The following is a 19,565-nucleotide window of genomic DNA, read 5'->3' as shown; positions in this document are numbered from 1 at the left end:
AAGCCGCGCCCTTTGTCTTTGGCTTGCGTTGGCAGTTAGTCCTCGACGACAGACTTCAGCGCGCCGTCCGAGAAGGTCAGGATGAAGCGCTGGACCCGCGCCGCGTCGTCGGCCTGCAGCTCGATCTCTAGCCGTTCGCCGGTCAGTTCGGCGCTCATCGAGACCTCCGTCTCGCCTAGCCAGGCGCGCCCCGTGACTTGTTGATACGTCTGTTCCAGCTCCAGTCGGCCGGCCGTCCCGTCCTCGCACGTCCAGTCCCATCGTCCGGCGACCGGGGCCGGAACAGTCCATTTGTAGATGTAGCCGTCGGCGACCTTGATCCGCTCATCCGCTGGCCAGTCGCCCATGTCGAAGGCGTGCGAGACGATGCGGGCGCCGGGCTTCAGCTGGCTGAGGAGACGCGGGCGCAGCTCCACATTGATCGACTGCAGCAGATACAGGCTGACCACGGTGGCCTCGCTGACATCGACGCTAAACAGGTCTTCCTCGATGAAGTCGACCATATGCTCGACCCCGGCCCAGCCGGCGTACTCCATGGCGTCGGCGATGCGCGTCGGGTCGATGTCGAAGCCGATGCCGTGGGCGTCGCGGTCGCGGGCGGCGGCGATGACGATCCGGCCGTCGCCGCAGCCGAGGTCATAGAGGCGATCCTTCGGCCCTACGCCGGCCAGGGCAAGCATGGCGGCGACGGTGTCTTCCTCCGTCGGAACGAAGGGCACGGCCAGATAATGGTCCGGGTCCTGGGCGTAGTTGTCGATGTCGAAGGGGTCTTTGAACACGGCGCTCGGATCATGAAGAGGAGGAACGGGCGAAAGGATGCCTCGGCAGGGATCCGTATGCTCGCGCGCGCATCATGCCGGACCGACGCCCGCCTCGCCAGCGGCCGCGTATTGAAGGCTTCATCTGGCCTTGCGTTGGCCTTAGGGTTCGGCCATCGCGTCGGGGGGCGCCGAACAATGGACCGCAAATGTCACGTGCTGGACCGTCTCTTCTGTTGATCGCCACGCTGGCTGGCGCGGCCGCGTCCCCGGCCGTGGCCGACACGCGGTTCCTGTCGTTTGACGCCAGCGACCGCCCGACCCAGGCCCTGACGCGCGGCGTGACGCTGGAGGTGGAGCGCGGCTGGTTCGGCGCCACCTCGGTGAGGAACCTGTTCTCCTCGACCTCGCGCGGCTCGGCCCGGTTCGAGCGCGGCGGACCGGACCAGGTCCGGCGCGTCCTGCCCCAGGGCGCAGCCGACGGCGGCGTCTACAGCATCCTGGCCGACGGCGACGGCCGCGCCCTGTCGCGCGCCCTGTGTCCGGGCGCCGATGAGGCCTTCATCGTCGTGGGCCGGGTGCGGGCGGGCCATCCGCTGACGATCGAGACGGTCGGCCGCTGGGCTGACGGCCAGTTCCGCCACTGCGTCAGCCTGAATTACAGCTATCGCGGCGAGTGGGCGACGATGCAGGGCTCTTCGCCTGCGCGCGATGTTCCGGCGGCCTTCGGCAACAACTAAAGGCGAGGCGGGCGTGCTGATCCGCTGGAGCCTCGCTGTTCTTCTGGGTCTGCTGGCTGGTCTGTGGACGGCGCAGCGGCCGGGCGATCCGGCGCTGTTTCCGCCCCAGGACGCACAGGCGGCGATCGTCGTCCATCTGCTCGACAACGGATTTCACACCGATCTGGTCGCGCCGCGCGCGGCGCTGGCGGGCGGAGACGATGCGCTGGCGCGGGCGGTGCGAGCCCTGCCGCCCGGCGACTGGGTGCGGATCGGCTGGGGCGACGCCGCCTTCTATGTCGAACAAGGGCCGATCAGCCGGCGGCTGCCCGACGGAGCGCGGGCCCTTTTCAAACCGGGCGGCAATCCGTCCGTGGTCATGCTGGACCCGGATCCGGTCGATCCCGCCCTTCTGTCCGACGAGATACGGACGACCCTGAGCCTGTCGTCCGACGGCTTTACCGCCTTGCGCGCGCGCGTGGCGTCCTCGCTCCAGCGGGATGCGGAGGGGCGAGCGGTCATCGCCGCGAGGATGCCGGACGACGACGCCGTCTTCTACGCCAGCCAGGAGACCTTTTGGGTCGGCCATCTGTGCAACCACTGGACGGCCGAGGTGCTGAACGCGGGCGGCCTGCCCATGCCGATAGTGCGCAGCCTGACCTCTGGCGCGGTGATGCGGGCGGCGCGAACCGCCGAACAGCGCGCGGCGGAACTGGACTTGCGCGGCGCAGACGACTAGACCCCGCCCCTTCGCGTTTCAGAGCCGGCGTCCGATCCCCGGCGGCGCGAGCAGGAGGAGCCCCGATGGCCCGCAAGCAACACACCCGCAACGCCAGCGGCCCGCTGGGCCCGTCGCAGCGTCAGCTGCGCGCCGGCGAGCTGATCCGCCACGCCCTGGTCGACGTCATGCGCGAGCATGAGATTCACGACGAGGCCTTGCTGGGCGTCTCCGTCACGGTGACCGAGGTGCGGATGAGCCCGGACCTGCGCCACGCCACCTGTTTCGTCGAGCCTCTGGGCGCCGGCGTCGAGGCGGCCGAGACGGCGGGGCAAGAGAGCGCCATCATCAAGGCGCTGAACGAACACGCCAAATTCCTGCGCGGCCAGCTGGGCCGCCGCATCGACATGAAGTTCACGCCCGACCTGAAATTCCGCCACGACGAGAGCTTCGACGCGGCCAGCCACATGGACCGTCTGTTCAATGATCCGCGTGTGCGCGCCGACATCGAACAGGCTGACGACCAGGGCGAAGACTGACTCATGGCGCGGCGCAAGAAGGGCGATCTCGTCAACGGCTGGGTGTGTCTGGACAAGCCCTATGAGATGGGCTCGACCGAGGCGGTGACGAAGGTCCGTCGGCTGTTCAACGCCCAGAAAGCGGGCCATGCCGGGACGCTGGACCCGCTGGCCTCGGGCATACTGCCCATCGCGCTGGGCGAGGCGACCAAGACCGTGCCCTTCATGATGGAGGCGCAGAAGGTCTATCGCTTCACCATCCACTGGGGCATTTCGACCGACAGCATCGACCGCGAGGGCGAGATCATCGCCCGCTCCGACGTGCGGCCTTCGGTGGAGGCGGTGACGGCGGCCCTGCCGTCCTTCGTCGGCGAGATCGACCAGACGCCGCCCGCCTTTTCGGCCGTAAGGGTCAATGGCGAGCGCGCCTATGATCTGGCGCGGGCGGGGGTCGAGGTCGAGCTGCAGCCGCGCCGGGTGACCATTCACGAGGCGGCCGTGACGGCCGCGCCCGACGCCGATCACGTCGAGATCACGATGCGGACGGGCAAGGGCGTCTATGTCCGTTCGCTGGCGCGCGACCTGGCGATCATGCTGGGCGCGGAGGGCCATGTCTCGGACCTGCGGCGCGAGCGGGTGGGGCCGTTCTCGGTCGACAACGCCGTAACGCTGGATTTTCTGGAAGAGTTGGCGCATAAGGGCGCCGCCTTTGAGGGCTTGCTGCCCGTTTCGACCGCTCTGGACGACATCCCGGAGTTGGCCGTGACGGATCAGGACGCCCTCTCTTTGAGGCAGGGACGGCCGATCGTTCTGCTCCCCCGACAGATTGAAACGCTCAAGGCCCGGCTCGCCGCCGGCTCGCGGCTGGTTTCGGTCTTCGAGGGCGGAACCCTGGTCGCGCTCGGCAATCTCAGGGCCGGTCGGCTTGAACCCGACCGTGTTTTCAACCTCCCTTGAAGCAGGCCGACCGCTTGCCGACAGGAACTCCAACGCCCTCAAACAGCGAGCCTCCGCGAGGCGAGCGATAGGGCAAGAAAGGACCTCCGATGTCGATTACGGCTCAACGTAAAGCTGAAGTCATCGCCGACAACGCCCGCTCGACGGGCGACACCGGTTCGGCCGAAGTGCAGGTCGCGATCCTGACGGAACGCATCGCCAACCTGACCGAGCACTTCAAGACCCACAAGAAGGACAACCACTCGCGTCGTGGCCTGCTGAAGCAGGTTTCGCAGCGTCGTCGCCTTCTGGACCACCTGAACAAGACCGACAGCGCTCGCTATCAGGCGCTGATCGCCAAGCTGGGCCTGCGTCGCTAAGGCGCCCCGGTTGCGGATCGGATAATCTCCACGAGGCGCGGGCGGTCACGTCCGCGCCTCGTTCCGCTATTAGTAGCAAGCTTCCCGCGCGCCGCGGGTCTGACCGGCGCAACCGACGCGAGGGCCTTGAATCCGGTCCTCAATCACCCGCCCGGCCGCGACATCGCGGCCAGGTCAACGGGGACCGTTAAGGACTGAACGGCCTGACGCTCCGCACACCCCCGACGGGAATACGCCCGCGGGAGACGAAAGACGAAACATGTTCGATATCAAACGCAAGACGATCGAGTGGGCCGGCCGCCCGCTGACCCTGGAGACGGGCCGCATCGCCCGTCAGGCCGACGGCGCCGTGCTGGCGACCTACGGCGAGACCGTGGTCCTGGCCACCGTCGTCTACGGCCGTCAGCCCAAGCCGGGCCTGGATTTCTTCCCGCTGACCGTCAACTACCAAGAGAAGACGTTCGCCGCCGGCAAGATCCCGGGCGGCTACTTCAAGCGTGAAGGCCGTCCGACCGAGAAGGAGACCCTGGTCTCCCGCCTGATCGACCGCCCGATCCGCCCCCTGTTCGTCAAGGGCTTCAAGAACGAGACCCAGGTCATCGTCACCGTGCTGCAGCACGACCTTGAGAACGACCCCGACATCCTGGGCATGGTCGCCGCCTCGGCCGCCCTGACCATCTCGGGCGTGCCCTTCATGGGCCCGATCGGCGCCGCGCGCGTCGGCATGATCGACGGCGAGCTGGTGCTGAACCCGGCCATCGACACCCTGGGCGAGAGCGCCCTGGACCTGGTCGTCGCCGGCACGCAAGACGCCATCATGATGGTCGAATCCGAAGCCAAGGAGCTGTCGGAAGAGAAGATGCTCGAGGCCCTGATGTTCGCGCACGCGGGCATGCAGCCGGTGATCGACGCCATCATCGACCTGGCCGAGCACGCCGCCAAGGAGCCGTTCGACTTCCAGGCCGAAGACCACTCGGACGTGGTCGCCTCGATCAAGTCGCTGGTCGGCGAAGAGATCAAGGCCGCCTACGCCCACCCGGGCAAGTACGAGCGCCGCTCGGGCGTGGACGCCGCCAAGAAGAAGGCCGCCGAGGCCCTGGTGAAGACCGACGAGAAGCCGGACGGCGTCGACTCGTCGAAGTTCTCGGCCGCGTTCAAGGAATGCGAAGCCGACGTCCTGCGTCGCGACATCATCGAGAACGCCCACCGCGTCGACGGCCGCGCCCTCGACAAGGTCCGCGCTATCGTCTCGGAAGTCGGCGTCCTGCCGCGCACCCACGGTTCGTCGCTGTTCACGCGCGGCGAAACGCAAGCTCTGGTCGTCGCCACGCTCGGCACCGGCGAGGACGAGCAGTACATCGACAGCCTGACGGGCACCTACAAGGAGTCCTTCCTGCTGCACTACAATTTCCCGCCCTATTCGGTCGGTGAAGCGGGCCGCATGGGCTCGCCGGGCCGTCGCGAAATCGGTCACGGCAAGCTGGCCTGGCGCGCCATCCGCCCGATGCTGCCGTCGCGCGAAGACTTCCCCTACACCATCCGCCTGGTGTCGGAGATCACCGAGTCCAACGGCTCGTCCTCGATGGCCACGGTCTGCGGTTCGTCGCTAGCCCTGATGGACGCCGGCGTGCCGCTGGTCCGTCCGGTCTCGGGCATCGCCATGGGTCTGATCCTGGAGCCGTCGGGCGAGTTCGCCATCCTGTCGGACATCCTGGGTGACGAAGACCACCTGGGCGACATGGACTTCAAGGTCGCGGGCACCTCGGAAGGCATCACCAGCCTTCAGATGGACATCAAGGTCGCCGGCATCACCAAGGAGATCATGCAGCAGGCCCTGACGCAGGCTTCGGCCGGCCGTCTGCACATCCTTGAGGAAATGTCCAAGGCGATGGAGGCCCCGCGCGCCGAGCTGGGCGAGTTCGCGCCCAAGATCGAATCCATCAAGATCGCGGTCGATAAGATCCGCGAAGTGATCGGTTCGGGCGGCAAGGTCATCCGCGAAATCGTCGAGAAGACCGGCGCCAAGGTCGACATCGGCGATGACGGCACCATCAAGATCGCCGCCAACGAGCAGGAGAAGATCGAAGCCGCCAAGGCCTGGATCCAGTCCATCGCCTCGGAGCCGGAAGTCGGCACGATCTACACCGGCAAGGTCGTGAAGGTCGTCGACTTCGGCGCCTTCGTGAACTTCTTCGGCGCCAAGGACGGCCTGGTCCACGTGTCCCAGATCGCTCTGGAGCGCGTCGCCAACCCGGCCGACGTCCTGTCGGAAGGCCAGGAGGTCAAGGTCAAGTTCCTGGGCTTCGACGATCGCGGCAAGACCAAGCTGTCGATGAAGGTCGTCGATCAGGAAACCGGCGAGGACATCACCGACAAGATCAACGCCGAGCGCGCTGAGCGCGGCGAAGCTCCGCTGTCGGAAGACACCGGCGGGCGTCCCAAGCGTGACGGCGACCGCAACGGCGGCGACCGCGGCCGTCGCCGTCGCGACTAAGCCTCGGCGTCATTGCTGAAGTAAGAAGGCCCCGGCGGATCGCTCCGCCGGGGTTTTCTTTTTGGGCGCTATCGCTCGCCGCGCGACGGCTCCCTGCTTGAGCGCGCCTTCTCCCTCCCCTTCATGGGGAGGGTGGCTGAGGCCGCGAGGCCGAAGCCGGGTCGGGGCGGCTTGGCAAATCAACCGCCGAGGCCAGGACCACCTGGCCCTCCCCACCCGGTCTCCGCTTCGCTTCGACCACCCTCCCCATGAAGGGGAGGGAGAAGATCAGCTCTTGCACTCTTTCGGCGCGGTTTCGCCGTCGCGGGTCCACATCGCGCAACTGCGGTCGATCTCGCCCTGGATCAGGTCGCAGGGGTTGGCGGCGTTGCAGGGCGGGCGCGTGGCGGGGCTGACGGCGACGCAGCGCTGGACCAGCCGGGCCGAAGCCGCTTCGCCCAGGGTCTCGCGGCAGGGGCGATCGTCGATGGGTACGCGCTGGGGCGCCATGTCCGGGCCTTCGGGCGGGCGGACTTCGGGTTCGCGGGCCGGGGAGGGCGCTGGCGTCGGCGCCGACGTGGCCGGTTCGGGGCGCGGCTGGCAGGCGATCAGAAGCCCGCTCAGGGACAGGCAGGCCAGAAGAGACAGTCGGGGCATGTGCGGACTTTCGGATCGGGGTTCGCCTTGGCAACGACGATGACCCCGATCCGGCTCCGCGAAAAGTCTTATCGGCGGGCGGCTTCGACGGCGGCGCGCTGCAGGGCGAACAGCTCGGCGCAGCCGATTTCCGCCAGTTCGAACAGGCGGTCGAACTCCGCCCGGCTGAAGCCGCGCTTCTCGCCGGTGGCCTGAATCTCGACGATCTGGCCCGCCCCGGTCAGGACGAAGTTGCTGTCGGCCTCGGCGGTGGAGTCTTCCTCATAGTCGAGGTCCAGCACCGGAAGATCCTTGAACACGCCGCAGGACACGGCCGCCACCTGATCCAGGATCGGGTCGGTCGTCAGCACGCCCTCGTCCTTGAGGTAGTTGAGCGCCGAGGCCATCGCCACCCAGGCGCCGGTGATGGAGGCGGTGCGGGTGCCGCCGTCGGCCTGGATCACGTCGCAGTCGATCAGCACCTGACGCTCGCCCAGCGCCTTCAGGTCGACCACGGCGCGCAAGGAGCGGCCGATCAGGCGCTGGATCTCCTGGGTGCGGCCCGACTGCTTGCCGGCGGCGGCTTCGCGGCGGCCGCGCGTGTGGGTGGAGCGCGGCAGCATGCCGTACTCGGCCGTGACCCAGCCCTGGCCGCTGTTGCGCATCCAGCCCGGCACCTTCTCCTCGATCGAGGCCGTCACCAGCACCTTGGTATGGCCGAAGGAGACGAGGCAGGAGCCCTCGGCGTAGCGGTTGACGCCGGTTTCCAGCGTGACGGTGCGGAGTTGTTCGGGGGTGCGTTCGGACGGGCGCATGGGAATTCCTTGGAAGCGGGATGGCGCGTGCTTATCCTGAAACCATGAGCCTGTCCCGCCCTGACCTGTTTGCGGCGCCCGCCCCGTCCGTTCCGGCGGGACGGAGGGCGCCGACATGAGCCTGCTTTACCCCTCGCCCGGTCTGGCGACGCTGGATGCGCGGGCGCGCGACATCTTCCGCCGGGTGGTCGAGACCTATCTGGAGACGGGCGAGCCGGTGGGGTCGCACACCCTGGCGCGCGCCGGGCTGGACCTGTCGCCCGCCTCGATCCGCAACACTATGCAGGCGTTGACGCAGGCCGGGCTGCTGGCCTCGCCGCACGCATCGGCCGGGCGGGCGCCGACCCATGCGGGCCTGCGGCTGTTCGTGGACGGCCTGTTGGAAGTCGGCGACATCGGTCAGGAGGAGCGGCGCGAGATCGACGCCCGCCTGGCGGTGCTGGGCGCCAAGGGCGGCGGCCGCAATGTCGAGGAGGCGCTGGATGCGGCCTCATCCCTGCTGTCGGGTCTGGCGGGCGGAGCGGGCATCGTCGCCAGCCCGGTGCGCGAGGCGGGGGTGCGCCATGTCGAGTTCGTGGCCCTGGGCGGCGGGCAGGCGCTGGCGGTGCTGGTCGCCGACGACGGGGTGGTCGAGAACCGGCTGATGAATCTGGCGCCCGGCGTCACGCCCTCGACCCTGCAGGAGGCGTCCAACTTCCTCAGCGCCCGGTTGAAGGGCCGTCCGCTGGCCGAGGCCCGGCACGAGATGAAGGCCGAGATGGAGGCCGCCCGGCGCGATCTGGACGCCGCCGCCGCCCGTCTGGTCGAAGACGGGCTGGCCGCCTGGAGCGGCGGCGCAGGCGGCGCGGGCCACGACCGCAACCTGATCGTGCGCGGGCGCGGCAACCTGTTGCAGGACGCCCGCGCGGCCGAGGATCTGGAGCGGGTGCGCGTCCTGTTCGACGATCTGGAGCAGAAGGAACAGCTGATCGGCCTGCTGGACGACGTCGGCGCGGCCCAGGGCGTGCGCATCTATATCGGCGCGGAAACGCGACTCTTTTCGCTTTCGGGTTCCGCCGTGATCGCGGCGCCCTATATGTCGGGCCGGCAGCGGGTGCTGGGCGCCATCGGCGTCATCGGGCCCGCGCGGTTGAACTACGCCCGTGTCATACCGTTGGTGGACTATACCGCCCGGGTGCTGGGCCGGATTCTGGACGGACAAGAGACGTGAACGACATCAACGACGAGACCCGGGACCAACTCGAGCAGGACATCCACGAAGGCGAAGCTGCGCCTGAAGGCGATGAAAACGCCGTGGTCGACGCCCTGATCGCCGAGCGCGATCAGTGGAAGGACCGCGCCCTGCGCGCCGTGGCCGATGCCGAGAACACCAAGCGCCGCGCCGAGACGCAGCAGAACGACGCGCGCGCCTACGCCATCCAGCGCTTCGCCAAGGATCTGCTGGGCGTGGCCGATACGCTGGAGCGCGGTCTGGCGGCGGCGCCCAAGGACGCCGAAGGCCCGACGGCGGCCATGGTGACGGGGTTGGAGCTGACGCAGAAATCCCTGCTGTCGGCCTTTGAGGCCAACGGCCTGACCCGCGTCGATCCGGCGCCGGGCGACGCCTTCGACCCGCACCTGCATCAGGCGATGATGGAGCAGCCGTCGGACACCGTGCCGGGCGGCGCCGTCATCCAGACGCTGCAGCCGGGCTACGCCCTGTTCGGCCGCACCGTGCGCGCGGCCATGGTCGTGGTCGCGGCCAAGGGCTCCGGCCCGGCGACGGGCGGCGCCTATGCCGATCCGAACACGACCGGCGGGAATTTCGACGCCAAGGCCTGAGGCTTTCGCGCGTTGATATGACGACGGCCCGGCGCAGACGCGTCGGGCCGTTTTTATACGCCTGCGAAATAAACCGCTCATCTCGGCGGACGCCGGGATGAGCGGGCGGAGAGGTCAGCCCTTCAATTTCGAATCGAACAGTTCGAGCAGTCGCCGCCAGCCGTCCTTGGCGTCCGCCTCGCGGTAAGAGGCGCGGTAGTCGGCGTGGAAGCCGTGCGGGGCGTCGTCATAGAGGACGATCTGGCTGTCGGTCCGCCCTGCGGCCTTCAGCGCCTCGTTCATCGCCCTGACCGTGTCGTTGGGAATGCCGCTGTCCTGGGCGCCGTAAAGGCCCAGCACCGGCGCCTTGAGTTCGCCCGCCAGGTCGATGGGCCAGGGGCGGCCCGTCGCCTTCTGGTCGTCGCTCGCATTGGCGGCGGGCGACAGGCGGCCGTACCAGGCGACCCCGGCGTCCAGCGTCGGGAAGCGGGCCACCGCCTGCCACACCACCTTGCCGCCCCAGCAGAAGCCGGTGATGCCGACCTTGTCGGCCTTGGCCCAGGACTGGGCGCCGATCCAGTCCAGGGTGGCGCTGATGTCGCCCATCACCTGATCGTAGCTGGCGGCGGCGACGATGCGCTGGATCGCCTGCATGTCGCTGAGCGGGGCCGGGTCCTGGACGCGCACGAAGAAGGCGGGCGCCACGGCGGCGTAGCCCGCCTTGGCTAGGCGGCGGCAGACATCGCGGATGTATTCGTGCACGCCGAAAATCTCGGACACGACGATGACGACGGGGAAGGGGCCGGCGCCTTCGGGCCGGGCGACATAGGCGGGCAGGCTGAAGCCGTCGGGCGCCGGATAGGCTGCGTCCTGCGTGACCAGCCCCGCCGCGTCGGTGGCGATCGGCTGGGCCGACTGGCTAAGGGCGGCGGGGGCGTAGGCGGCGAAGAACAGCCCGCCGGCGGTCGCCACGCCCAGGCTGCGGCGGCTGGGGGCGATCTGGTCGGGGCTCAGGCCCTCGGGCCGGGTGATCAGGGTCATCGCGGGTCTCCGGTCGGCGCTGTGGAAGCGGCGACAGTGCCTCGGCTTTCCCTCCGCCGTCGAGTCTTTCCGTCTAGCCCGCGACCCGGAGCGTCAGATTGATCCGCCCGCCGTCGGGCAGCAGTCGCGAAGAGCCCGCCAGAAGCCGGTCGATCCCGTGGCGCGCCAGCCTTGCAGGTCCGGTCAGGGCGCAGACGTCGCCGGAGGCCAGGCGCACCGTGCTGGTGGCGCCGCCCTTTCCGGTTTCGTCGGGGGCCGGACCGATGCGGAACACCGCCGTATCGCCCAGAGAGACCGACAGCACCGGCGCAGTGAGGTCGCGTTCGTCCTTGTCCTGATGCAGACCCATCTTCGCCTCGCCCTGATAGAGGTTGACCAGGCAGGCGTCGGGCGGGTCGGGCCAGCCCGTCAGGGCGTCCCACAGGTCCAGCAGGCGGGCCGGGATGGCGGGCCAGGGTGCCCCCGTCATGGGATGGGTCGGCTGATAGCGATAGCCCTGACGGTCCGACACCCAGCCCACAGCGCCGAAGTTGCTCATCCGCACCGAAAAGGGCCGCCCGCCGGGCGTTGTCGGCCGGTAGAGGGGCGCCGCGTCCAGCCCTGCCTGCACCTGAGCCAGCAGCTCGCCTTGCGCCGCCGCGTCTAGCAGGCCAGGCCACAGCCGAAAGCCGGGCAGGGCGGTCGGGGTTTCGGGAAGCGCTGGGGGCGGGATTTGCGAGGTCATCGGCCGAATTTAGCGGCGCGATGCGTCCTTGTCCGCCATAAGGCGCGGAATCTGCCCCTAACCGCACAGAAGGCCTTGCGGGCCCTGCGGACTTTCCCATATCCGAGCCAATCCGGCGATAACCCCCTTTTCGTTAGGGGTTTGTCCGCCGACCTCGTCCACCGTCGCACTGGGCCTCGCGTCCGGCGCGGCATGATTTCAAAAGCCCATCAGGGGGCGGTCACGCGCGGCGCTTGATCCAAGGCCGCCGCATCGCCCGCCGCAAGGAGTGAAAAAGACAAGCCCATGGCCAAGATCATCGGCATCGACCTCGGCACGACCAACTCGTGCGTCGCCGTCATGGACGGCAAGAACCCCAAGGTCATCGAAAACGCCGAAGGCGCCCGCACCACCCCGTCGGTGGTCGCCATCCAGGACGGCGGCGAAATCCTCGTCGGCCAGCCGGCGCGCCGTCAGGCGGTTACCAACCCCGCCAACACCTTCTTCGCCATCAAGCGCCTGATCGGCCGCAATTTTGATGACCCGGTGGTGGCCAAGGACAAGGGCATGGTGCCCTTTGAGATCGTCAAGGGCCCGACCGGCGACGCCTGGGTCCAGGCCCACGGCAAGGACTATTCGCCCCAGCAGGTTTCGGCCTTCACCCTGGGCAAGATGAAGGAGGCCGCCGAGGCCTATCTGGGCGAGAAGGTCACCCAGGCCGTCATCACCGTTCCCGCCTATTTCAACGACGCCCAGCGTCAGGCGACCAAGGACGCCGGCAAGATCGCCGGTCTGGAAGTCCTGCGCATCATCAACGAGCCGACGGCGGCGGCCCTGGCCTATGGCCTGGAGAAGAACGACGGCCAGAAGATCGCCGTATACGACCTGGGCGGCGGCACCTTCGACGTCTCGATCCTGGAGATCGGCGACGGCGTGTTCGAGGTGAAGTCGACCAACGGCGACACCTTCCTGGGCGGCGAAGACTTCGACATGCGTCTGGTCGACTACCTGGCCGACGAGTTCAAGAAGGAGCAGGGCGTCGACCTGCGCTCGGACAAGCTGGCCCTGCAGCGCCTGAAGGAAGAGGCCGAAAAGGCCAAGAAGGAGCTTTCCTCGACGACCCAGTACGAGGTCAACCTGCCGTTCATCACCATGAACCAGTCGGGCCCGCTGCACCTGAACATCAAGCTGTCGCGCGCCAAGCTGGAAGCCCTGGTCGACGACCTGGTCGCCCGCACCATCGAGCCGTGTAAGAAGGCCCTGGCCGACGCCGGCCTGAAGGCTTCGGACATCGACGAAGTGGTGCTGGTCGGCGGCATGACCCGCATGCCCAAGGTGCAGGAAGCCGTGAAGGCCTTCTTCGGCAAGGAGCCGCACAAGGGCGTGAACCCGGACGAGGTCGTGGCCCTGGGCGCCGCCGTTCAGGCGGGCGTTCTGCAAGGCGACGTCAAGGACGTGCTGCTGCTGGACGTGACGCCGCTGACGCTGGGCATCGAGACGCTGGGCGGCGTGTTCACCCCGCTGATCGAGCGCAACACCACCATCCCGACCAAGAAGGCCCAGACCTTCTCGACCGCTGACGACAATCAGTCGGCCGTGACGATTCGCGTCTTCCAGGGCGAACGGCCGATGGCCGCCGACAACAAGATCCTGGGTCAGTTCGACCTTATGGGGATCCCGCCGGCGCCGCGCGGCATGCCGCAGATCGAGGTCGCCTTCGACATCGACGCCAACGGCATCGTCCACGTCACCGCCAAGGACAAGGCGACCAACAAGGAGCAGTCGATCCGCATCCAGGCCAACGGCGGCCTGTCGGACGCGGACATCGAGCAGATGGTCAAGGAAGCCGAGGCCAACGCTGCGGCCGACAAGGCCCGCAAGGAGCTGGTCGAGGCCCAGAACGGCGCCGACAGCCTGGTCCACTCGACCGAAAAGGCCCTGGCCGAGCACGGCGACAAGATCGACGAAGCGACCAAGGCGACCATCCAGTCGGCCCTGGACGATCTGAAGTCGGCCAAGGACGGCACGGACCCCGAGGCCATCCGCGAGAAGACCAACACCCTGGCTCAGGCCTCGATGAAGCTGGGCGAGGCCATGTACGCCGCCCAGCAGGGCGGGACTGAAGGCGGCGCCGAGGGCCAACCGGCCGACGACGGCGTGGTCGACGCCGAGTTCGAGGAAGTCTCGGACGCGGACGAGAAGAAGGACGCCTAAGACGGCGCCTGGCTAATGTTCGGCCCCGCTTGTCAGACGGCAGGCGGGGCCGTTTCATGAAACTTGCATCATTGGACCGGGCGCCCATGTCATCAGGCAGGCTGCCGGTCATCCGCAAACGGAGCGCCTCCGATCAAGAGAGGCCTGAAGCGGCGGGAAAGTAAGAGGACGAACGCCTGATGGCGCAACGTGACTATTACGAGATTCTGGGGGTCGAGCGGACGGTCGATGCGGCCGCGCTCAAGAGCGCCTATCGCAAGCTGGCGATGGAGCACCACCCTGACCGCAACGGCGGCTCCGAAGAGTCCGTGGCCCGCTTCAAGGAAATCTCCGAGGCCTACACCGTCCTGTCCGACGAGCAGAAGCGCGCGGCCTATGACCGGTTCGGCCATGCCGGCGTCAACGGCGGCGGCGCGGGCGGGGGCAACCCGTTCGGCCAGGGCGGCGCGGGCTTCCACGACATCAACGACATCTTCTCCCAGGTCTTCGGCGACGCCTTCGGGGACGCCTTCGGCGGCCGGGGCGGCGGCGGGCGCCAGAACCACGGGCCGCGCCGCGGCTCGGACCTGCGCTACGACCTGGAGATCACCCTGGAGCAGGCCTATCAGGGCGCCGAGGTCGAGATCGCCATCCCGACCCTGATGAGCTGCGAGGTCTGCGACGGCTCGGGCGCCAAGGCGGGCACCAAGCCGACCATCTGCAACACCTGCGGCGGCGCCGGGCGCGTGCGTCAGGCCAACGGCTTCTTCCAGGTCGAGCGCACCTGCCCCCGCTGCGGCGGCTCGGGCGAGATGATCGCCGACCCCTGCACCACCTGCCGGGGCCACGGTCAGGTCCGCAAGACCCGCAAGCTCAGTCTTAAGGTGCCGGCCGGCGTGGACGACGGCTCGCGCATCCGCCTGTCGGGCGAGGGCGAGGCGGGCCAGCGCGGCGGGCCGCGCGGCGACCTTTACGTCTTCCTGTCGGTCACGCCGCACGAACTGTTCGAGCGCGACAACCTGGATCTGCTGGTGACGGTGCCGGTGCCGATGACGGTGGCGGCCCTGGGCGGCGTCGTGGACGCGCCCTGCCTGATCTCGGACGCCTGCGACGGCAAGTGCAAGGCCCCGGTCGAGGTGCCTGCGGGCGCCCAGACCGGCAAGACCGTCCGCATCAAGGGCAAGGGCATGCCGCACCTGAACGGGCGCGGCCGCGGCGACCTGGTGGTTGAACTGTTCGTCGAGACGCCGACCGATCTGAACGCGCGCCAGAAGGAGCTTCTGGCCGAACTGGCCGCGTCGCTGGGCGAAAGCCAGACCCCGCGCAACACCAGCTTCGCCGGCAAGGCCAAGCGCTTCTGGGCCGACATCCTGGGCGGCGACGCCGATAATCCGAAAGAGACCGCGTGAGCGACATCTTCCACGCCGGCATCTCCGGCGCCCGGGGCCGCATGGGCCGCGCCGTGTCTCAGGTTCTGGACGCCCGCGAGGACGTGGTGGTCGCCGCCCGTTTCGATCGCGGCGAGACCGTCGATCTGAAGCTGTGCGACGTCATCATCGACTTCTCGACGCCCGAGGCCTCGGTGGCTCTGGCGCGCGCCTGCGCCGAGGCGGGCGGACCGGCCTTGGTCATCGGCTCCACCGGCCTGGCGCCCGAGCAGGAGGTCCAGATCGAGGCCGCGGCCGAGAAGATCGCCATCGTCATGAGCGGCAACTTCTCGCTGGGCGTGAACATATTGATCGGCCTGGTCGAACACGCGGCCCTGCGGCTGGACGCGCGCGACTGGGACATCGAGGTGCTGGAGACCCATCACCGCCGCAAGGTCGATGCGCCCTCAGGCACGGCCCTGATGCTGGGCGAGGCGGCCGCCAACGGCCGGGGCCGCGATCTGGCCGAGCTGCAAAGCGCCCCCTATGACGGCATCACCGGCCCGCGCGAGCCGGGCAAGATCGGCTTCGCCTCCCTGCGCGCCGGCGGGGTGATCGGCGAGCACACCGTCATGTTCGCCTCGGAAGACGAGATGCTGACCCTGTCGCATTCGGCCATCGACCGCAGCCTGTTCGCCAAGGGCGCGGTGGCCGCCGCCGCCTGGGTGCGCAACCGCCGCCCCGGCCTCTACGACATGCAGGACGTGCTGGGCTTCCGTCAGGCGTGACAGACTAGAGCGCGATCGTATCGCGGCCTCAGGCCGCTTCGGACAACAGTTCGGTCATGGCGGCGCGCCAGGCGCAAAGGTCCTGCGAGCGGGCTGCGATCAGGTGTCGGAGCGCCTCGGACTGACGAGGCGACGGCGCCGTCATTCCCCACGCGGCGAAGCTGCGGCGCTCGATCGTGTCCCTGACCAACACCTCGATATCTTCATGCCGTTCATCGAAATGCAGATGCAGCATGAGGATATCCAGCGCGCTGGGCGAGCCTTCGAGGATCTGAACGAACACGCCGTCTTGCAGGGTCAGGGCCCCGCTGATGCCGTTGCGGGCGTTCAAATAAGCCGCGACATCGACGATGTCGGCGATCGCCTTAGCCTCGTCTTCGCGAGCGAGCCGTGACCGGCTGAAGTAGACGAGCTGTTCCAGCGTGTTCATGACCGCCACGCTAAACCAGTATCTAAGGATGTGAAAGTAGAGTCTTCATCAACGCCCGGTTGAACCGAATCCGCCCGCGCCCCGGTCGGTTTCGTCCAGGGCTTCGACCTCGACGATCTGCGCCTGCTCGTAGCGGGCGATCACCATCTGGGCGATGCGGTCGCCGCGCTTGATCTCGAACGGCAACTCGCCGTGGTTGATCAGGATGACCCCGACCTCGCCGCGATAATCGCTGTCGATGGTGCCGGGCGAATTCGGCGCCGAGATCCCGTGCTTCAGCGCCAGGCCCGAGCGCGGGCGCACCTGGGCTTCGTACCCGGGCTCCAGGGCGATCTTCAGACCAGTGGGCACCAATTTGCGCTGGCCGGGCTCCAGCACCAGGGTCTCGCCCTCGGCGAGGGCGGCGCGAAGGTCCATGCCGGCCGAACCGGCGGTCTCATAGGCGGGCAGGGCCAAGCCCTCGGCGTGGGGCAGGCGTTCGATACGGAGGGCGGTCATGATCTCAAGCCTTGAAGTGATCGGCGATGCGCTGGGCCAGCTTCCTGGCGACCTGGGTCTTGGACTGGCGCGGCCAGGGCTCGTCGCCATTGCGGGTGAACAGGGTCACGGCGTTTCCGTCCGAGCCGAACACCTCGTCCGAGACGTCATTGCCGACGATCCAGTCGCACCCCTTGCGGGAGAGCTTGGCGCGCGCGTTGGCTTCCAGGTCGCTGGTCTCGGCGGCGAAACCGACCACCAGTTTCGGGCGGCGAGGGCCGGGCGCGGAGACGCCCGCCAGGATGTCGGGGTTTTCGATCAGCGCCAGCGACGGCGGCCCGCCCGGCGCCTTCTTGATCTTGCCCGAGGCCACGCCGTCCACGCGCCAGTCGGCGACGGCGGCGCTCATCACGGCGATGTCGGCCGGGAGCGCCGCGTCGACTGCCGCCTTCATTTCCGTGGCGGCCTCGACCCAGACGCGGGTCACGCCCACGGGGGCGTCCAGCGCCACCGGGCCGGAGATCAGCGTCACCTGCGCCCCCAGTTCGGCCAGGGCGGCGGCGACGGCATAGCCCTGCTTGCCGCTGGAGCGGTTGGTCAAGCCGCGCACCGGGTCGATCGGCTCGAACGTCGGCCCGGCCGTCACCACGGCGGTCCGGCCGGTCAGCGGGCGTCCATCCGGTCCGGCCAGCAGACGGGCGATGGCGTCCAGGATGACCGGGGGCTCGGCCATGCGGCCCGGCCCGAACTCGCCGCAGGCCATGACGCCGTCGTCGGGTCCGACCACGGCCATGCCGTGATAGCCGTCGAAGCCCTTCAGCCGCGCGACATTGGCCTGAACCGCCGGGTGCAGCCACATGCGCACGTTCATCGCCGGGGCCAGCAGCACCTTCTTGTCGGTGGCCAGAAGCGTGGTCGAGGCCAGGTCGTCGGCCATGCCGTTGGCCGCCTTGGCGATCAGCCCGGCCGTGGCGGGCGCGACCACTACCAGATCGGCCCAGCGCGACAGTTCGATATGGCCCATGGCGGTTTCGTCGTCCGGCATGAACAGGTCCTGTCGGACCGGATGGCCGGTCAGGGCCGCCAGCGACATGGGGGTGACGAACTCGGCCCCGGCCTTGGTCAGGACGGCCATCGTCTGCGCGCCCGCCTTGCTGAGCAGGCGGATCAGCTCCAGCGCCTTATAGGCGGCGATGCCGCCGCCGATGATCAGCAGGACCTTGCGGCCGGCCAGGGCGCTGGAAAGCGAGGGTGCGGTCATGAACCAAGGTCTAGCGGCGTGGCGTGACGGCGTCGAGACAAAGCGACGTCGCCCCCGTTTGCGCGACAGGGCTTTGCCGGGCGATGAAAATCATGCCTAACTGCGTTCTTCAGAGATATCGGGAGGGGCGCCATGCGTATGCGGATGTCTGCGGCTCTGGCTGCGGCGGTTCTGGCTCTGGCGGGATGCGATAGCGGCGGTTCGGCGGTCGAGACGCGCGATCGCAGCGCCGCCGAGCCGGTCGGCTTGATCTCGGCGAGCGGGCCGGACGATGCGGCGGCCGCCGCGTCGCCGGACGCGGCCAAACCCGCCGTCACCGCCAACCGGCGCGAGACCGCCGACGCCAAGGTGCAGCGGCTGTATGAGCGAAACGGCGCCGACTTCGGCGCCCGCTCGGCCGACGACTACCTGCAGAAGGTGCGGAGCTTCACCGAGGCGACGCCGAAGGGAACCGAGACGGTGAAGCGCGCCAACGGCGACACCCTCTTCTATCAGGCCGCGACCAACACCTTCGCCGTGGTCGACCGCAACGGCGTGCCGCGCACCATGTTCAAGCCGGACGACGGCCCGGCCTACTGGGCGCAGCAGAAGGAGCGGGCGCCGACCTTCGGCCAGCGTCGTAACGCGACGCGATCGGCGGAATAGCGGCGGGGCGTCTTAGGCCGCCTCGAACGTCAGGGGCGCGCCCCAGAACTGGGCGACCAGGTCCGATTGCGGGCCAGGCGTTCCGGTGGTCAGGAAGTCGCGGCGGGCCGAGGAGCCCAACTCATATTCCGGATGGCGCCCGAAATAGCGCTCCAGCGAGTCGGCGACGGCGGCGGGCTGGCTGATGATCTGGACGCCGGGCGGCAGGGCCTGGGCGAACAGGTCGGCCACGATCTCATAGTGGGTGCAGCCCAGGACGGCCTTGTCCGGATGGCGGCCGATCCGGCGGCGCAAGGCGTCGACGTGGTCGTCGATGACCACCTTCAACTCCTCCGGCGGGGCGCCCAGTTCGATCAGTCCGGCCAGGCCGGGGCAGGCCTCGGTGAAGACCGCCAGGTCGTCGCGGCGCTTGTCGATCTCGATCTCATAGACGCGGCTCATGGCCGTGGCGGCGGTGCAGAAGACGCCGGTGACGTCGATGGCCTGCTTCTTCTCGCCTTCCAGCCGCCCGTTGCGTTCGGCCTCATAGGACCAGGGCAGGCCTGTGGCCGCCTCGATGGTGGGCACGATGATGCCCAGCACGTTGACCGGACGGCCCAGCTTTTCGCGCATCCCCGGAATCCAGGTCTGCTGCAGACGGCGCAGCGCAATGGCCGAGGCCGTGTTGCAGGCCAGCACGACGATCGAGGCGCCCGCCTCGAACAGGCGCTCGCATCCGGCGCGGGTCAGTTCGACGATGTCCTCGCCGCCGCGCCCGCCATAGGGGGCGTGCGCCTGATCGCCCAGATAGATGAAGTCCCGCGTCGGAAAGCGGGTCGTGAGTTCGCGGTGGACCGTCAGGCCCCCCACGCCGGAGTCGAAAACGCCTATCGCCATGCAGCGGCCTTTAGACCTGCGGGGTTTCGCC

21 protein-coding genes are annotated in these 19,565 nt (G+C 68.6%); 12 read left to right on the top strand and 9 right to left on the bottom strand.

What is annotated here, in order from left to right; translation table 11 throughout:
• Positions 1–35 precede the first annotated feature (35 nt).
• Entirely contained in the window at positions 36–779 is a 744-nt protein-coding gene (locus ACLBV5_RS08105) for an SAM-dependent methyltransferase (protein WP_447605354.1), read from the bottom strand.
• Between the two features lie 188 nt (positions 780–967).
• Between ACLBV5_RS08105 and ACLBV5_RS08100 the strand changes: the two genes are divergently transcribed.
• The 6 genes from ACLBV5_RS08100 to pnp all read left to right on the top strand — a co-directional run bounded on the left by ACLBV5_RS08100 (position 968) and on the right by pnp (position 6,523).
• A complete protein-coding gene (locus ACLBV5_RS08100; RefSeq protein WP_312448765.1) occupies positions 968–1,498 on the top strand; it encodes a hypothetical protein in 531 nt (176 codons plus the stop codon).
• Between the two features lie 13 nt (positions 1,499–1,511).
• Entirely contained in the window at positions 1,512–2,216 is a 705-nt protein-coding gene (locus tag ACLBV5_RS08095) for a DUF2459 domain-containing protein (protein WP_447605353.1), read from the top strand.
• A 65-nt stretch (positions 2,217–2,281) separates the two neighbouring features.
• Positions 2,282–2,734, top strand: coding sequence for a 30S ribosome-binding factor RbfA (gene rbfA, locus ACLBV5_RS08090; protein ID WP_303704871.1), 453 nt, complete (start codon positions 2,282–2,284; stop codon positions 2,732–2,734).
• 3 nt (positions 2,735–2,737) lie between these two features.
• The gene (gene truB, locus ACLBV5_RS08085) at positions 2,738–3,670 is read left to right on the top strand and encodes a tRNA pseudouridine(55) synthase TruB (RefSeq protein ID WP_392354613.1); all 933 of its coding nucleotides are present in this window, start codon (positions 2,738–2,740) and stop codon (positions 3,668–3,670) included.
• Positions 3,671–3,759: 89 nt separating this feature from the next.
• Positions 3,760–4,029 (top strand): 30S ribosomal protein S15, encoded by a 270-nt coding sequence (rpsO, locus tag ACLBV5_RS08080; protein ID WP_003166644.1) that lies wholly within the window; start codon positions 3,760–3,762, stop codon positions 4,027–4,029.
• Between the two features lie 259 nt (positions 4,030–4,288).
• Positions 4,289–6,523: a polyribonucleotide nucleotidyltransferase gene (gene pnp / locus ACLBV5_RS08075; RefSeq protein ID WP_447605352.1), complete on the top strand. Its 2,235-nt coding sequence runs from the start codon at positions 4,289–4,291 to the stop codon at positions 6,521–6,523.
• A gap of 267 nt (positions 6,524–6,790) precedes the next feature.
• On the opposite strand, the gene ACLBV5_RS08070 is transcribed toward pnp, so the two are convergent.
• Complete coding sequence (locus tag ACLBV5_RS08070; protein ID WP_447605351.1) at positions 6,791–7,159, bottom strand: hypothetical protein; 369 nt, start codon at positions 7,157–7,159, stop codon at positions 6,791–6,793.
• Between the two features lie 68 nt (positions 7,160–7,227).
• Positions 7,228–7,953, bottom strand: coding sequence for a ribonuclease PH (gene rph, locus ACLBV5_RS08065; RefSeq protein ID WP_447605350.1), 726 nt, complete (start codon positions 7,951–7,953; stop codon positions 7,228–7,230).
• A 115-nt stretch (positions 7,954–8,068) separates the two neighbouring features.
• Between rph and hrcA the strand changes: the two genes are divergently transcribed.
• Both hrcA and grpE read left to right on the top strand, forming a co-directional pair.
• Positions 8,069–9,163 carry a heat-inducible transcriptional repressor HrcA gene (gene hrcA, locus ACLBV5_RS08060; protein WP_303692119.1) on the top strand — a complete coding sequence of 365 codons (1,095 nt, stop codon included), beginning with the start codon at positions 8,069–8,071 and terminating at the stop codon, positions 9,161–9,163.
• Positions 9,160–9,774 (top strand): nucleotide exchange factor GrpE, encoded by a 615-nt coding sequence (gene grpE, locus ACLBV5_RS08055; protein ID WP_025976353.1) that lies wholly within the window; start codon positions 9,160–9,162, stop codon positions 9,772–9,774. The genes hrcA and grpE overlap by 4 nt, the downstream gene beginning before the upstream one ends.
• Positions 9,775–9,888: 114 nt before the next feature.
• Here grpE and ACLBV5_RS08050 read toward each other — a convergent pair whose 3' ends face one another.
• Together ACLBV5_RS08050 and ACLBV5_RS08045 are read right to left on the bottom strand one after the other, a co-directional pair.
• Entirely contained in the window at positions 9,889–10,794 is a 906-nt protein-coding gene (locus tag ACLBV5_RS08050; protein WP_447605349.1) for a dienelactone hydrolase family protein, read from the bottom strand.
• A gap of 73 nt (positions 10,795–10,867) precedes the next feature.
• A complete protein-coding gene (locus ACLBV5_RS08045) occupies positions 10,868–11,518 on the bottom strand; it encodes an alpha-ketoglutarate-dependent dioxygenase AlkB (protein WP_447605348.1) in 651 nt (216 codons plus the stop codon).
• Positions 11,519–11,803: 285 nt separating this feature from the next.
• Here ACLBV5_RS08045 and dnaK point away from each other — a divergent pair, with 285 nt between their 5' ends.
• The 3 genes from dnaK (at position 11,804) to dapB (ending at position 15,845) form a co-directional block, all read left to right on the top strand.
• Positions 11,804–13,711: a molecular chaperone DnaK gene (gene dnaK / locus ACLBV5_RS08040; RefSeq protein WP_447605346.1), complete on the top strand. Its 1,908-nt coding sequence runs from the start codon at positions 11,804–11,806 to the stop codon at positions 13,709–13,711.
• A 179-nt stretch (positions 13,712–13,890) separates the two neighbouring features.
• A complete protein-coding gene (dnaJ, locus tag ACLBV5_RS08035) occupies positions 13,891–15,099 on the top strand; it encodes a molecular chaperone DnaJ (protein WP_025976349.1) in 1,209 nt (402 codons plus the stop codon).
• The gene (dapB, locus tag ACLBV5_RS08030; protein WP_447605345.1) at positions 15,096–15,845 is read left to right on the top strand and encodes a 4-hydroxy-tetrahydrodipicolinate reductase; all 750 of its coding nucleotides are present in this window, start codon (positions 15,096–15,098) and stop codon (positions 15,843–15,845) included. The genes dnaJ and dapB overlap by 4 nt, the downstream gene beginning before the upstream one ends.
• A 28-nt stretch (positions 15,846–15,873) precedes the next feature.
• Here dapB and ACLBV5_RS08025 read toward each other — a convergent pair whose 3' ends face one another.
• Genes ACLBV5_RS08025 through coaBC form a run of 3 tightly spaced genes read right to left on the bottom strand, consistent with a single transcriptional unit; the run spans position 15,874 to position 18,013 of the window.
• Entirely contained in the window at positions 15,874–16,275 is a 402-nt protein-coding gene (locus tag ACLBV5_RS08025; RefSeq protein ID WP_025976347.1) for a BLUF domain-containing protein, read from the bottom strand.
• 48 nt (positions 16,276–16,323) lie between these two features.
• Positions 16,324–16,773, bottom strand: a complete 450-nt coding sequence (gene dut, locus ACLBV5_RS08020) for a dUTP diphosphatase (protein ID WP_025976346.1) — start codon at positions 16,771–16,773, stop codon at positions 16,324–16,326.
• 4 nt (positions 16,774–16,777) lie between these two features.
• Complete coding sequence (gene coaBC / locus ACLBV5_RS08015; RefSeq protein ID WP_447605344.1) at positions 16,778–18,013, bottom strand: bifunctional phosphopantothenoylcysteine decarboxylase/phosphopantothenate--cysteine ligase CoaBC; 1,236 nt, start codon at positions 18,011–18,013, stop codon at positions 16,778–16,780.
• Positions 18,014–18,145: 132 nt separating this feature from the next.
• Between coaBC and ACLBV5_RS08010 the strand changes: the two genes are divergently transcribed.
• Positions 18,146–18,658 carry an S-type pyocin family protein gene (locus ACLBV5_RS08010; protein ID WP_278070066.1) on the top strand — a complete coding sequence of 171 codons (513 nt, stop codon included), beginning with the start codon at positions 18,146–18,148 and terminating at the stop codon, positions 18,656–18,658.
• Between the two features lie 12 nt (positions 18,659–18,670).
• Here the strand turns inward: ACLBV5_RS08010 and ACLBV5_RS08005 are convergent, their stop codons facing one another.
• Positions 18,671–19,534: a glutamate racemase gene (locus ACLBV5_RS08005; protein ID WP_025976343.1), complete on the bottom strand. Its 864-nt coding sequence runs from the start codon at positions 19,532–19,534 to the stop codon at positions 18,671–18,673.
• Positions 19,535–19,565 lie beyond the last annotated feature (31 nt).

The organism is Brevundimonas sp. M1A4_2e (genome assembly GCF_053345555.1).
The sequence above is the reverse complement of the archived record's forward strand: the minus strand, read 5'-3'. Positions and strand labels throughout refer to the sequence as shown.

Coding starts and splice junctions, on each gene's coding strand:
- ACLBV5_RS08100 (WP_312448765.1), top strand. CDS start 968: ATGTCACGTGCTGGACCGTCTCTTCTGTTGATCGCCACGCTGGCTGGC.
- rbfA (WP_303704871.1), top strand. CDS start 2,282: ATGGCCCGCAAGCAACACACCCGCAACGCCAGCGGCCCGCTGGGCCCG.
- truB (WP_392354613.1), top strand. CDS start 2,738: ATGGCGCGGCGCAAGAAGGGCGATCTCGTCAACGGCTGGGTGTGTCTG.
- rpsO (WP_003166644.1), top strand. CDS start 3,760: ATGTCGATTACGGCTCAACGTAAAGCTGAAGTCATCGCCGACAACGCC.
- pnp (WP_447605352.1), top strand. CDS start 4,289: ATGTTCGATATCAAACGCAAGACGATCGAGTGGGCCGGCCGCCCGCTG.
- ACLBV5_RS08070 (WP_447605351.1), bottom strand. CDS start 7,159: ATGCCCCGACTGTCTCTTCTGGCCTGCCTGTCCCTGAGCGGGCTTCTG.
- rph (WP_447605350.1), bottom strand. CDS start 7,953: ATGCGCCCGTCCGAACGCACCCCCGAACAACTCCGCACCGTCACGCTG.
- hrcA (WP_303692119.1), top strand. CDS start 8,069: ATGAGCCTGCTTTACCCCTCGCCCGGTCTGGCGACGCTGGATGCGCGG.
- ACLBV5_RS08050 (WP_447605349.1), bottom strand. CDS start 10,794: ATGACCCTGATCACCCGGCCCGAGGGCCTGAGCCCCGACCAGATCGCC.
- ACLBV5_RS08045 (WP_447605348.1), bottom strand. CDS start 11,518: ATGACCTCGCAAATCCCGCCCCCAGCGCTTCCCGAAACCCCGACCGCC.
- dnaK (WP_447605346.1), top strand. CDS start 11,804: ATGGCCAAGATCATCGGCATCGACCTCGGCACGACCAACTCGTGCGTC.
- dnaJ (WP_025976349.1), top strand. CDS start 13,891: ATGGCGCAACGTGACTATTACGAGATTCTGGGGGTCGAGCGGACGGTC.
- ACLBV5_RS08025 (WP_025976347.1), bottom strand. CDS start 16,275: ATGAACACGCTGGAACAGCTCGTCTACTTCAGCCGGTCACGGCTCGCT.
- dut (WP_025976346.1), bottom strand. CDS start 16,773: ATGACCGCCCTCCGTATCGAACGCCTGCCCCACGCCGAGGGCTTGGCC.
- coaBC (WP_447605344.1), bottom strand. CDS start 18,013: ATGACCGCACCCTCGCTTTCCAGCGCCCTGGCCGGCCGCAAGGTCCTG.
- ACLBV5_RS08010 (WP_278070066.1), top strand. CDS start 18,146: ATGCGTATGCGGATGTCTGCGGCTCTGGCTGCGGCGGTTCTGGCTCTG.
- ACLBV5_RS08005 (WP_025976343.1), bottom strand. CDS start 19,534: ATGGCGATAGGCGTTTTCGACTCCGGCGTGGGGGGCCTGACGGTCCAC.